Raw genomic sequence first — 11,951 nt, forward strand, 5'->3', positions numbered from 1 at the left:
CTGCAGGAACCGACTGGAAACACTCTAACTCAATCTCTAAGCAAGCTTTCCGGATGTGGAGAAGTGTGTGGAAACTGAAACAGTAGTTTGCATTTTTCTCAAGTTCCCTCTCACTTTGGATGACCCGAGAACATCCCCTCAAACTCAAGCCATGAGCCCGACCCAAGGGATCCCCCTGACCGGCCACTGGATCCCTGCATTGTATACATCCTTCCAGAGAACTTTAGGGTGTGGCAAGGAAAATCAAATGAGGGCTTTCAACCTCATGGGATCCCTATTGGGCAGGAGATAGAGCTCAGTTTCGGAGGAAAAGGCAGCACCTATCCAATCTCAGCTTCCGCCAGGATCTGGGAAAGAGAGAAGGCGACCTTTTGTTGCTCCACCAAGCGGTCGAATTCTCGCTCGAAGGTGACCAAGGCCCGGTTGGTTTTGCCCCCCAAGTAGAGCCCCGTCTCCGTTTGCAAAGCCCAGATTTGGCTGTAGCTGAAGTAGCTCATCACCACCCCCACCATCAACAGGCCAAATCCGAGATACACCGCAGGGATCCCCGGATCGGATTTAATTTGCAGTCCGGTAGCGCCGATCACCTCATCCAGATGCAGAGTGAGCGGGTTGGGGAAGCGTTGGGGAGCGATTTCGTCGAGGGCCAAGCTCATGCCTTGGCGCAGGGATCCCATCCATTGCCCTTCAGTGTCGTAGAGCAGGGCTGTCCCCTGCAAATCCGGCAGCAGCAGCGTGAGTCCCTGGCTCATGTCCGGCTGGGTGGGCACAAAAGCGCCCCAGAGTTTGTTGCCTGCCTCGGTACGCACCGGCACCACCGGGATTTGAAAAGTGGGGCTGTTGTTGACGCGGATGCGGATGCTGTCGATGCTCCAATCGGCTTGGTAGAGGGTCACACCCCGGTAGGAGAGAGGATGGTTGACGGAAATGGTCTGACGTTTGACCTCCTGACCCTGATCCAAGATCGAGAGGTCGGAATAAAACTGCTTGACACGGCCATCGGCAGCGTAGTCAATCCAGAAGCGATTGGCCCGAATTTGCCAGGTAGGCAAGTGAGCGCGAGCCAGATCCCCTGCTCCGGTCAAGTGTTGAATAGAAGCCACGCCGCCGCTGGGAATGAGTTCTTGGGCCTTGAAGCCGCTAATGCTGCCCCAAATCGCCCCCAGCAAGATCAGCAGCATGCTGACATGCACCAAGATGGGGCCGATCCTGCCGATCAACCCTTTGCGGGCGTAGAGGTGATGGCCCTCCTGAAACACCAGATAGCCCTGTCGACGCAACCGCTCCGGCAGCCCTTGTAAGGATTGTTGGGGCAGATAAGTCCAAAAGGGCAGGCGCTGAAAAGACTGCGGACGGGTGAGATAGCTCCAACGGCGAGCCACCTTGAGCATTGGCCACTGGCGCGTAAAGGAACAGGCGATAAGGCTGCTGCCGAACAGGATTAAAATAGCCAGAAACCAAGGGGTGCGGTAGACGTGATCCAATCCCAAGTTCAGGATCACCCGCCACGTGAGAAAGCCAAACAGGGCCGGATGCTCCGGATAGTGGGCTTGATAAAAAGCCGCTGTTTCCTCTTGCTCAATTACCGTGCCGGTGGCGCTCAAGACCGCAATCGCCAACAAAAGGCCGATGGCCAGGCGCAGATCCGCCAGCAGCGGCAGCAGCTCATGTCGAAAATACCGCCGCAGCGAGGAAGCCCAGCGGGCAAGCGGGAGAGAGTATATGACCATGAGAAGTTTGTCGGCTTAAGATTCAGACCGCTGCTCTTGCCAGGCAAGGTGCAGTCCCCAACAGGGTGCTGTAGGTGTAGCCCCATCTTAGCCTGCAGCAGCAGGGATCCCTTAGACCCAGGCCGACAGGATCGTTACGCTGCCGAACCCCACCAACACCACCCCACTGGCATAAGTGAGCCAGCCCGACCAGCGCCGCAGGGCCAACAGTTGCTTCACCAACCCGGTAAACACCCCCGCCAGGAGCAGAGGAAAGGCCAATCCCAGCCCGTAAGCCAGCAGCAGCCCGCCTCCTACCCAGGGTTGCCCTGTGGTGGAAACCCAGGCCAGCAAAGCCACCAAAACCGGCGTACTGCAGGGAGAGGCCACCAGGCCAAAAGTTAACCCCAGCAACACTGCCCGACCCAGCCTGGGCCATTCTCCGGGAATCTCGAGGCGGTTAAACCAATCGGGAAAACGCAGGGGGATCACCTCCAACAAGTTCAGCCCCATCAAAATAGCAATTCCCCCCACCACAACAGGCCCGAAGGATCCGGTTTGTCCGTAAACGCGACCCAGCAAAGCTGCCGACAAACCCAGCAGGGTCAGGGTAAAAGCCACGCCAGCCGCAAAACCCAAAGATTGAGCCCAAACTTGCCGCCGCCCTTCCCCAGCCGTTTCCTCAGAAGCGGGGGTGTAGCCGCCGATGTAGGCGATGGTCACCGGCAGCATAGACAACGTGCAGGGGGAAAGACTGGTGAGCAAGCCCGCCAGACCCACCACCAACAGACTAACGGGAGAAAGGTGCTGCAGTTGAAACTGCACCAGCTCAGTTGCCCATTGTTCCAGTTGGTAAAGCCAGAGCTGAGCCGCATTCAACATAAGCTCAATCTGTCAACATAAGCCCAAGGTAGCATGAAGGATCCCCGAGCCCGTTCAAGATATCTTTGCTATCCATTCCCACCGCCCAGGTTGTGGAGAATTTCGCGAGGATGGTTGACGGGGAACTGCTGCCATTCCTGTTGAGTTCGTTGCAGCACCCGGAGCAATTCGTCCCACTTTTCGCCAGCGATCAACTGCTCTATCTGTCGCAGCTGAGCTTGGTAGCTGCTCAGGGCAGTCAGCAGCGCCTGTCGGTTGTGGCGGGCCATTTCCAAACCCAATTGCGGGATCCCTCCGCCAACACGGCTGGTATCGCGGAATCCGCTGCTGGCCAAAGTGCGGGCCAATTCCAGAATCGCGGGATCCCCTTCTTGGCTAACCGCTGCGATCAAACTGGCGCTGACCATAACTGGCAAATGGCTGATCCAGGCCACCGCTCGGTCATGGCGTGCGGGATCCGTGAGGACAGCTTCTGCGCCAACAGCAGCAATCAGTTCTTTCACCGCATCGAGAGCCTGAGGTTGGGTCTCGGCGATGGGAGTGAGCACGTAGGGCCGCCCCCGAAACAAGTCGGCTTCTGCCGCTTGGATCCCTTGCAGGCTTTTGCCGGCCATGGGGTGCCCCCCCACAAACCAGGGCCACAATTCGGTTGCCGGAGCGACGATGGGCTGCTTAACCGAGCCGACATCGCTCACCACGGTTTCTGCCGACAAATAAGGCACCAGGGCGGCTAGCGTGGTCAACACCTGCTCCAGAGGGGTACAGATCAGCACCCTTTGAGGGTCAAAGCGGGCCAACTGGGCCAACTCGGTTCCACAGCCTTGAACAGCACCCCATTCCAGAGCCTGTTTGCAGGTGGCCGGGTTGCGGCTTATCCCCCAGACGGGATATCCCTTTTCGGTCAGTTTGAGGGCCAGGGATCCGCCAATCAACCCCAACCCGACAATGGCAATGCGCATAGTATCTCAGTAAGCCAGTGAAACTCCTTTTTGGACACCACCAACAACCGCTTCCAGGTGTAGTAGGAGGCTGCTCCCGTAGCTCAGCGATACTCGCCACCGGCGGGCAAGCCTAGTTCCTTCCGAAGCTCCCGCCGCAGCAGCTAAATTCTCGGCCAGGGACTGTCCACTTGTCCATTTTTAAGTCAATATAGGGGTAACATCCGGGCTTGCTTGCCCTGCGGATTCGTGGTAGCCAAACTGGCCTCCGACAGGAAAAACAAGGGCAGGCCTTGGATGTATTGGCAGGAGCTCGGCCCGCTGTGGACTGCTGTTGCGCCGAAGGGATCCCAGCCTTTCGTGCCGGCTCAGCGCAGTTCTTCTTCGCTTACTCAAGAGCAGGTGTCCCTCTTCTCAGCGATTCTCCAGAACTGTACCCATCGAGCCACTTTCACAGCGGGCTCGGCTTTTGGCCTGCGAGTTCCCGCTTTAACCCCCGTTGGGGAGCACTCTGTCGTTTAGGAGATTCTATGCCTAGTGAACCCAAAACCCGCAAGAGCCGTGAAAGCACTAACCCGCGCCCGCGCGACCGTCGTCGTGAATCGGCCAAAGGGAGCAAAGGGGCAGTCTCAGCCACCCATCTCTCCTTGCCGAAGCTAATTCAAGAGAATGCGGTGCTCCAATCTCGCAGCCAGTTGTTGTTGATGTACAGTGACTTCCAAACCGAAATGCCCAACGATGGCAAAACCGGTGTGGGCACCTGGCTACAGTCTCGACTCAAGGAGCACGGCATGCCCAGCCTGCTGCGTTTTGGCCCCCGCTCCCGCCCCCAGGTTTTCCGCCGCGATGAATTTTCCGAGTGGATTACGCTGGCTCTGGCCTCTGTTAACCCCAACAGCGATACTGCCCCCCAAGAGCACCTGAGCTAGGCCGGAAGGGGAAGTTGAGCGGTAGAAGCAGAGGTTGCTGGCCCAGGGATCCCGCCACGCCCGTTGAGGGAAGAGGGTGAACTGGGCTTTTCTGTATCCGGCAATAGCAGGTCGCGGATGAGGCGAGCTGCCGAGCGTTGCAACCAGCGGGAGGCCAATTGACGGCCCAGTTGTTGAGCTTCCGGTTTGGCAGCCACCTTGGCAACAATCGGCAGAAGCTGCAGCGGCTGAAAGCTCGGGTTGCTGCTGAGGAGTTCCCACAGACGCTGCAAATGAGCCAAGCCATCTGAGCCACCCTGGGATCCCGAGCTGGAAAAGAGCACATCCACTAGGCGCTCCCGCAGGAAAGCGCCCCGCTCAGAAAAGATAAAATCAACGGCCTTTTCCAGGGATCCCTGCAGGTCAAAATCCTCGCTGTTGACGGCGTTGCGCAGCAGGTTCTCCAGGCGGTTCCAGCGAAGTTGCCCCTGGTTAAACAGCAGCTCCCGCAGAGATACGCGCAGCTCCGGGGCCGGGTCGGTGAGCAGGCGCTGAGCCACGTAGGGATAGGCCACGCTCAACACCTTAAAGTTGGGATCCAGGCCGATGGCGATCCCTTCCAGGGTGAGCAAAGAGCGGATGATCAAGGCGTAGTAGGCAGGGACTCGAAAGGGAAAGTCGTACATCACCCCCGAGAGCCGATCGGTGATGCTCTTGAAATTCAGTTCGGAGACCGATTTGCCCATCGCTTCGGCGAAGACAGCTTCCAGAGCAGGGATGATGGGAGTCAGGTCGGTATCTGGATCCAGGAACTCCAAGTCCACGTAGTCTTGGGCCAGCCCGGCAAAGTCTCGGTTTACCAAATGCACAATCGCCTTGATCAGGCCGTAGCGCTGATGGGGCGCGATGGTGCTCATCATGCCGAAATCGATATAGGCCAGCCGCCCGTCGTACATGGCCAAGAGGTTGCCCGGGTGGGGATCGGCGTGGAAAAAGCCATTTTCCAAAAGCTGCTTGAGGGAGCAATTGACGCCGATCTCGATCAAGTGCCGTCCATCCAGCCCCGCAGCAGCGATTTTGTCAACCTGAGTCAGCTTGATGCCATCAATCCACTCCATCGTCAGCACCTTGGTGCGGGTGTACTCCCAGTAAATTTTGGGAGCGTAGATGGAGGGGTGACGGTACAGCGCCAGGAACCGCTCGGCATTGCGGCCCTCCTGCGTGTAGTCCATTTCTTCGTAGAGGCGCCCGGCAAACTCATCGACGATGCCCACCAGGTCGCTGCGGATGCGGCGGAAAGTGCGTTTGGCCCAGGCGGCCAGGCTGCGGACAATATACATGTCGAGAGAGATGCGCCCAATCAAGTCGGGCCGCTGCACCTTGACGGCGACTTTCTCCCCGCTGTGCAAGTAGGCCTGGTACACTTGCCCCAAGCTGGCGGCGGCAATCGGCTCGGGGCTGATCTCTCGAAAGATTTTGTCTATGGGTTTGCCGATCTCCGACTCGATGAGGGCAAAAGCAATGGCATTCTCGAAGGGGGGCAGCTCATCCTGCAGTTTGGCCAGCTCCTCTAGAAATAGGGGCGAAACCAGATCGGGACGGGTGGAGAGGGCTTGGCCGATTTTGATGGCTGTCGGCCCCAATTCCGTGAGGATCTCCCGTAGCCGGGCCGCATGTTTCGGGCGATTCTTCAGTTCTACTCCCCGCCAGCGATCCCAAAACACCCAGGCCAACAAGCCCAAAAAGGGGGTGATCAACTGAAACAGGCGCCGCACCACCAGATCCCAGCGCCCTCGATATTGCTTGGCCAACTGCTCTGGGTCGTAACGCAGGCTCAACTCCGGTGCCACTCCCAGATTTGCTGGCGGGATGGTCATAACCGGAGAGTCCGCCGCTGCGGAACCCAAGTTATGCTGCCTCGCTGCTGTTGTCACTACCGGTGTTGACGGTGTTGCGCCCATAGATGCCCCAACGGATTCCGTAACACATCTTAACTTGCTGGCTCAGCCTGGCGACTCTTGGAGGCGGCCACCGGCCTGCTCGATTGGGTTTGAAAAGGCGGGACGAACCTTCGGAATAAGGATCTTCAGTCTTCTCCCTGAGGAGTTGACAGCAGCCCACCTCTGGGGATCCCCACCAAAACTAGAATGGGAAAACTGCGCTCTCTGCCTCTGTGTCTGGATCTCCCCCTCTACGGCCTGCCGAGCCGAGTGTGACCGGATTTGCAGCCCTTAAGGCGCGCCACGTGCTGTTGGCCTTCTTGGTGATCAACCTGGGGGTAGGCTTGGGAGCCATCGCCTTGGCCCAGCTGTTTCATCTCCCATCTGACGATCCTCTGCTGGCCGACTTTGTCTATTGCGCTACATTTGTCCTCACCTGTATCTGGAGCTGGCGACGGGGGCAGCAAGCCCATCTGCAGATGAGACGGCTGTGGGGCAACTGGCGGGCTGCTATTCCTTGGGGATCCCTGCTGCGGGTGGTGCCGGCTTTGGTAGTGCTCTCCCTGGGCACAACTTTGTTGATGCTCTACCTGGTATCCCTGCCTGCGCCGGAGCTGGCGGAGTCGATGCTGCACTCACTGGGGGAAGAGGATAGGGAAACGGCCTGGCCGCAGATGTATCAGGGGTTGCGCTGGCTCTCGATTGGGGTGGTGGCCCCCATAACGGAGGAGTGGCTGTTTCGCGGCATCTTGCTACACCGCTGGGGCCTCAAGTGGGGCCTCTCCAGAGGTCTGCTGGCTTCTTCTGGGGTATTTGGCCTGCTGCACCCCAACCCCGTCGGGTTGACGGTGTTCGGCCTGGTGATGGGCCTGTTCTACCTGCAGACCCGCTCCCTGACCTTGCCTGTCTTGGCTCATGCCTTGAACAATCTCTTGGCTTTAGCGCCGGGATCCCTAGGAGGGGGAAGGATGGAACCAGCTGATCCAGTCGGGGCTTTCCACCTCTACTTTGGCCTGTTCTGTCTGGGGATAGCTGGGTTCATTTTGGTTCCCTTCGTCCGCTTCCATTGGCCGGAGCGTGGGGCTTGCTTGCCCTATTTCCTGAACCGCTGAGTATTGACTTCCTCACACTTTCCCTCCTGTCTGACGGACTTGTCTGACAGAAGAGCGCTGCCGTGGGATCCCCATGGGAAGTGGCGGAGGTTTGATTGATAAGGAATGCAAAGAAAACGCCAAAAACTGTCACTCGATCTCGGGAAAAAGCTGTGTGGATGGGGATATCCTGAAATAGGCAGCAACAGATTCCAGTGCAAAGTTTAGCTGTGGCTCGCTGGCCGATGGGGTAGTCGTTGGGCCGGGGGTCAGCCCAGAGGGTCAACATGGAAAGGCGGTCTTTTCTGCAAAAACTCCTCCTGGTTGCTGCCGGTCTTGGCCTATCCCCTGGCTGGTTGAGGGGCCGGGCTGAGCGATATGGGCAAGCTTTGGCGGCTGGCTCCCGCAAGCTGGCTGTTCTCATCGGTATTAACCGCTACCTTGGCGAGGGATCCGCGCTACAAGGGTGTTTGACAGATGTGGAGTTGCAGCGGGAGCTACTCCTCTATCGCTTTGGTTTTGACCCGGCAGACATTCTCACCCTTACCGATGGGGCAGCCACGCCGGCTGGGATCCAATCGGCCTTTGCAGAGCACTTGGGGGGTCAAGGTCACACGGCTGAAACGGTAGTGGTGCAGTTTAGCGGCTATGGCCAGTGGCGGCTGGGATCCGCGCCCAACTGTTGGCAGCCGGTGCTGCTGTTGTCTGGCTCTGAGGGAGTGGCAGCAATGGAGCTAGACAGCTTTTTCCGGCTTTTGGAAGGCTTGGGCACTGCCCAGATCACCACCCTTCTGGACTGTGGCTTTACCTATGTCTCGCCGTCGGTGCGAGGCAACTTGCAACTGCGTTCCCGTCCCCCAGCCGCGATCTCGGACTCCAAGGACTCCGTCCCGCTGGCGCGATCGGAGCCGCAGCGGGTTTGGCCGTCTCCGCCCAAGGGCTTGCTGATTTCGGCCACCACCCCGCAAGACTTGGCAGCAGAAGCCGCTTGGCCAGGATTCTATGCTGGGGTACTCACCTATCTGCTGACGCAGTACCTGTGGGAAACCACGCCTGCCACTCGTCTGCTGGTGGCCTTTAACCAAGTGGTTAGCCGGCGAGAGCTGGGCCTATTCGCCTGCCAACGCCCCACCTTGGAAGGCAAAGACACTGCTCGACACATCCACCCCTATTTTCTCATGCCCACACCGGCAGGGGTCAGCGGGGTAGTTCAAGAAGTGAAGGGAAATCGGGCTCAGGTGTGGTTGGGCGGGATCCCATCGGCGGCCCTGTGTGGTTTGCAGCCGGGTACTCTTTTGGTTCCCATTCCCGCCGATCCTTCCGCCTCTTCGCCGACGCCGCTGCTCATGCGTTCTCGCAGTGGGCTGTTGGCTCAGGTTCAGATGGCCAGTCCGGAAGGGCAGCTTCCCCCTGTGGGCACACCTTTGCGGGAGCAGCTGCGCGGCCTCTCCAGCACGCTCAAGCTTTTGGTTGGCCTAGAGGAGAACCTGGGCCGCATTGAAAAGGTGGATCTGACCAATGCCATTGCCGGCTATAGCTGGATGGAAACGGCCAACCCCCGCGAGCGACAGGTGGACTGTTTGTTGGGCCGCATCACCCCGGAAATGGCCACTGCTTTTAGGACTCCGTCCCGCTGGCGCGAACGGTCGGACACCCTGCTCAAGCCTCTGGAAGTGAACAGCTACAGCCTGTTCTGGCCGGGGCGAGAATTGCTCCTGAATTCCTGTGGCCCAGCAGGAGAGGCTGCAGCAATGGCCGTCCAGCGGTTAGCTCCCCGTCTTGCCCATCTGCTGGCTGCCAAACGTTTGCGCACCACCCTCAATGCGGTTTCCTCTTCCTTGGCAGTGGTGGCGGAGTTGGCCGTCAAAGGTAGAGCTGCCAATCGCGCCAGCGGGACGGAGTCCTTAGCTCCCCCGTTGGCAGCACGCCTTGTCCAGTCTGTAGCCTCTGCTCCTGCTGAGGTGGGTATGCAACGGTTTATGCGGGGGGATCCCTTGCATCTCACCCTTTGCAACAACAGCGATCAGCATCTGTTCGGCTACCTGTTGCTGATCGACCCGACCGGACAACTGCACCTGCTGGCCCCCCTGCCTCAGGACAACTTCACCACACCTCTTCGCTTGGAAGCCAAGAGCAGTTTAACTTTGCCACCCTTGCCGGAGGTCGATGGCGAGCTGCGCTCTGCTGTGAGCTCTGACTTGCTCACCTGTCATGCCCAAGGGCTGACGGAGCTGTTGTTTGTGGCCAGCACCCGCCCCCTGTCCGCCAGCTTGGAAGCCCTCAAGGCTATGGCCCGCAAACTGGGGGTAGCCCGTTCGCCGATGTTGCTCAATGGGCCGCTGGAATGGACGCAAACGCTCCTCGAGGAGTTGACTCAGCGTGCCTCCGATCGCGCCAGCGGGACGGAGTCCTTAGGGGATCCCGACTTGCGTTGGCTGGATCCCGCCCAATCCATCACCCTTTCCCTTACCTATTTGCTGGTTTAGCTCAGCAGCAGGGCAAACAAGCCACAGAGGGCAATACCATCGAAAACCCCGGCCCCGCCAATGCTGAGAATGCCTGAGCAATTGCGCCGCAACACCTCCGGCAAGTGCAGGAGATCCGCCCCGATAAGGGTACCCAAAACCCCGCCGGCAAAGGCCACCGCTGGCGCCTGATCCCCAGCCCAGAACAAAGCGGCCAAGGCTGCTGTAGCTGGGGCAATTAGAGGATTCATCTGAATGCCGATCCCGGGCACCACGTGGGAAGCATAGTAGCTGACCAAGGTTACCAGCGCCGTCACCGCCAGGATCAGCACGCTGTCGGCCCGCCCAAATTGGTATAGGGCCAAGAGCACCGGGATCAGCCCCCCGCCCACGTTTAAGGCAATCACCGTCTCCTGGGAAAGCTTGGTCAAAGGGATCCCCCAGAACTGCCGCATCCACAAGCTAGCTAGGTCTTCTACCAGCGTCACCTCACATTTCACCCGATAGAGGGGAATATTGACCGAGCTGCCCACCAGGATGGCCAGCAGCAGTAACAGCGCTCCCTCCCGCGAGAACCCCAGCTTTCCCACCGCCAGCGCCACCACATCCACTGCCAGCCCCAGCCAGAGGAAAGGCAGCAGCAACACCAGCATGAAAAACAACAGCAGCGAGACCGGCAGGTAGAACATGGCAGGGATCCCAACTTTTCTTCAGCCTATCAGGACTCGGTTCAACTTTTCTCAGCTGCGTGCCCCCTGAGAAAGTTAGGTTTGCAACTAAACTTTATTCGTTTCAGGATCTCAAAGGCCAAAAATGAGGTTGCGAATATCCCGATCGCGTTAGCGGGACGGAGTCCTTGAAATATTGCGGCCAGCCCTCCAGTCGCCAGGAGTTTTAGCCATAACGATTTGATAGCGCGGATCTCCATAAAACCGAATTTTGATGTGATTAGATTCTTCAACAGTCTCGAAGCAAAGGTCGCGCAGATACTGTTCAGTATGAATGTTCCACTTGCGGTAGTCTCTGAAGATGTAGCCCTACAGGACAGGCCGGCAGAGGTGCTGCAGATCCTGGGCTAGGCATGGCCCGCTACTACGGGAATGGGGGGATGCCTGCTGGCGAGACTCCGCCACACCAGGGATCCCAGCCCAACAGCCACTCTGGTCGCAGGAACGCCGTTCCCCAAGGCGCGGCAAACGAGCCCCAGCAGGACAGACCACAGCAAAACAACCAATACCCACAAGACTAGACCCAACAGCGGGCCCGCCAAGCCTGCTTCCAGATTGGTCAAAAACTGAAGGCCACCATCACCAACATCAAGGGCAACGAAGTTACTTTCCAGATTTGAAGATATCAGAGAAGATAGCAGAATCGGCAAAGTCCAGCTGCTCTGGGCGCAAAGCAAGACAGAGCTCTCGAAAAATTTGAGTTAACCGCCTATCATGCAGACCATCATCATGACTGTGGGCACCTCCTTGCTCACCAACCTTGACAAAGACCTGCAGCCGCAGCGCCCCTGGGTGGGACAAAAAACCATCGGGGATCCGGAGCAAGCGCTGGCCTGGATGAAAAGAACCGATCTGGAGCTGATCAGCGCCGATCGCGCCAGCGGGACGGAGTCCTTAACCAACACCTACTACCGCCTGGATCCCACCCCCGGCGATGCTTTGGTTCTGCTGCACTCCGCAATGGGCTGGAGTGTGCCCGGATTTTGAAGCTCTTCTTTGAAAGAGAACTGGGCCAACAACAGGTTTCTCTGGTGCCCCTTCCCGGCATCGACTACGAGCTAGAGGGATCCTCTCTGGAGCGGATGGCCGAGCTGTTGAAACAGTTGGCAGAGAGCGCCAAGGGGATCGTCACCTTTGCCGCCACCGGCGGGTTTAAAGCCCAAGCCATGATCATGGCCGTGGTGGGCAGCCAATTGGGGATCCCAGTTTGCTACATCCATGAGCAATACAAGTCTTTGGTCTACCTGCCCTACCTACAGCCGGAAGTTCAGCCCCGGATCCCTCGGGCAG

10 protein-coding genes are annotated in these 11,951 nt (G+C 58.5%); 5 read left to right on the plus strand and 5 right to left on the minus strand.

All coding sequences use genetic code 11. From position 1 onward, the window contains the following. Positions 1-320 precede the first annotated feature (320 nt). The 3 genes from NW829_RS03265 to NW829_RS03275 form a co-directional block, all read right to left on the minus strand. Positions 321-1,730: a cytochrome c biogenesis protein gene (locus NW829_RS03265; protein ID WP_414416428.1), complete on the minus strand. Its 1,410-nt coding sequence runs from the start codon at positions 1,728-1,730 to the stop codon at positions 321-323. 111 nt (positions 1,731-1,841) lie between these two features. Beyond that, positions 1,842-2,591 (minus strand): cytochrome c biogenesis protein CcdA, encoded by a 750-nt coding sequence (locus NW829_RS03270; RefSeq protein WP_414416429.1) that lies wholly within the window; start codon positions 2,589-2,591, stop codon positions 1,842-1,844. 68 nt (positions 2,592-2,659) lie between these two features. Beyond that, on the minus strand, positions 2,660-3,550 hold the full coding sequence (locus NW829_RS03275) for a prephenate/arogenate dehydrogenase (protein WP_414416430.1): 891 nt from the start codon (positions 3,548-3,550) through the stop codon (positions 2,660-2,662). Between the two features lie 509 nt (positions 3,551-4,059). On the opposite strand from NW829_RS03275, the gene NW829_RS03280 reads away from it, so the two are divergent. Beyond that, entirely contained in the window at positions 4,060-4,458 is a 399-nt protein-coding gene (locus NW829_RS03280; RefSeq protein WP_414330450.1) for a hypothetical protein, read from the plus strand. On the opposite strand, the gene NW829_RS03285 is transcribed toward NW829_RS03280, so the two are convergent. Continuing rightward, a complete protein-coding gene (locus NW829_RS03285) occupies positions 4,455-6,398 on the minus strand; it encodes an ABC1 kinase family protein (protein ID WP_414416431.1) in 1,944 nt (647 codons plus the stop codon). The two genes, NW829_RS03280 and NW829_RS03285, sit on opposite strands and share 4 nt — an antisense overlap. Before the next feature lie 251 nt (positions 6,399-6,649). On the opposite strand from NW829_RS03285, the gene NW829_RS03290 reads away from it, so the two are divergent. Further along, positions 6,650-7,489: a lysostaphin resistance A-like protein gene (locus tag NW829_RS03290; protein ID WP_414416432.1), complete on the plus strand. Its 840-nt coding sequence runs from the start codon at positions 6,650-6,652 to the stop codon at positions 7,487-7,489. A gap of 266 nt (positions 7,490-7,755) precedes the next feature. After that, the gene (locus NW829_RS03295; RefSeq protein WP_414416433.1) at positions 7,756-9,954 is read left to right on the plus strand and encodes a caspase family protein; all 2,199 of its coding nucleotides are present in this window, start codon (positions 7,756-7,758) and stop codon (positions 9,952-9,954) included. Here NW829_RS03295 and NW829_RS03300 read toward each other — a convergent pair. Continuing rightward, a complete protein-coding gene (locus NW829_RS03300) occupies positions 9,951-10,622 on the minus strand; it encodes a DUF1614 domain-containing protein (protein WP_414332122.1) in 672 nt (223 codons plus the stop codon). The two genes, NW829_RS03295 and NW829_RS03300, sit on opposite strands and share 4 nt — an antisense overlap. 768 nt (positions 10,623-11,390) lie before the next feature. Between NW829_RS03300 and NW829_RS03305 the strand changes: the two genes are divergently transcribed. Both NW829_RS03305 and NW829_RS03310 read left to right on the plus strand, forming a co-directional pair. Then, entirely contained in the window at positions 11,391-11,648 is a 258-nt protein-coding gene (locus NW829_RS03305) for a hypothetical protein (protein WP_238376877.1), read from the plus strand. After that, positions 11,645-11,951: putative CRISPR-associated protein (locus NW829_RS03310; RefSeq protein WP_414416434.1), on the plus strand; the 307-nt coding region annotated here is incomplete at its 3' end. The genes NW829_RS03305 and NW829_RS03310, both read left to right, overlap by 4 nt.

The organism is Synechococcus sp. R55.8, from assembly GCF_047461895.1.
Taxonomy (GTDB): Bacteria; Cyanobacteriota; Cyanobacteriia; order Thermostichales; family Thermostichaceae; genus Thermostichus.

Coding starts and splice junctions, on each gene's coding strand:
- NW829_RS03265 (WP_414416428.1), bottom strand. CDS start 1,730: ATGGTCATATACTCTCTCCCGCTTGCCCGCTGGGCTTCCTCGCTGCGG.
- NW829_RS03270 (WP_414416429.1), bottom strand. CDS start 2,591: ATGTTGAATGCGGCTCAGCTCTGGCTTTACCAACTGGAACAATGGGCA.
- NW829_RS03275 (WP_414416430.1), bottom strand. CDS start 3,550: ATGCGCATTGCCATTGTCGGGTTGGGGTTGATTGGCGGATCCCTGGCC.
- NW829_RS03280 (WP_414330450.1), top strand. CDS start 4,060: ATGCCTAGTGAACCCAAAACCCGCAAGAGCCGTGAAAGCACTAACCCG.
- NW829_RS03285 (WP_414416431.1), bottom strand. CDS start 6,398: ATGGGCGCAACACCGTCAACACCGGTAGTGACAACAGCAGCGAGGCAG.
- NW829_RS03295 (WP_414416433.1), top strand. CDS start 7,756: ATGGAAAGGCGGTCTTTTCTGCAAAAACTCCTCCTGGTTGCTGCCGGT.
- NW829_RS03300 (WP_414332122.1), bottom strand. CDS start 10,622: ATGTTCTACCTGCCGGTCTCGCTGCTGTTGTTTTTCATGCTGGTGTTG.
- NW829_RS03305 (WP_238376877.1), top strand. CDS start 11,391: ATGACTGTGGGCACCTCCTTGCTCACCAACCTTGACAAAGACCTGCAG.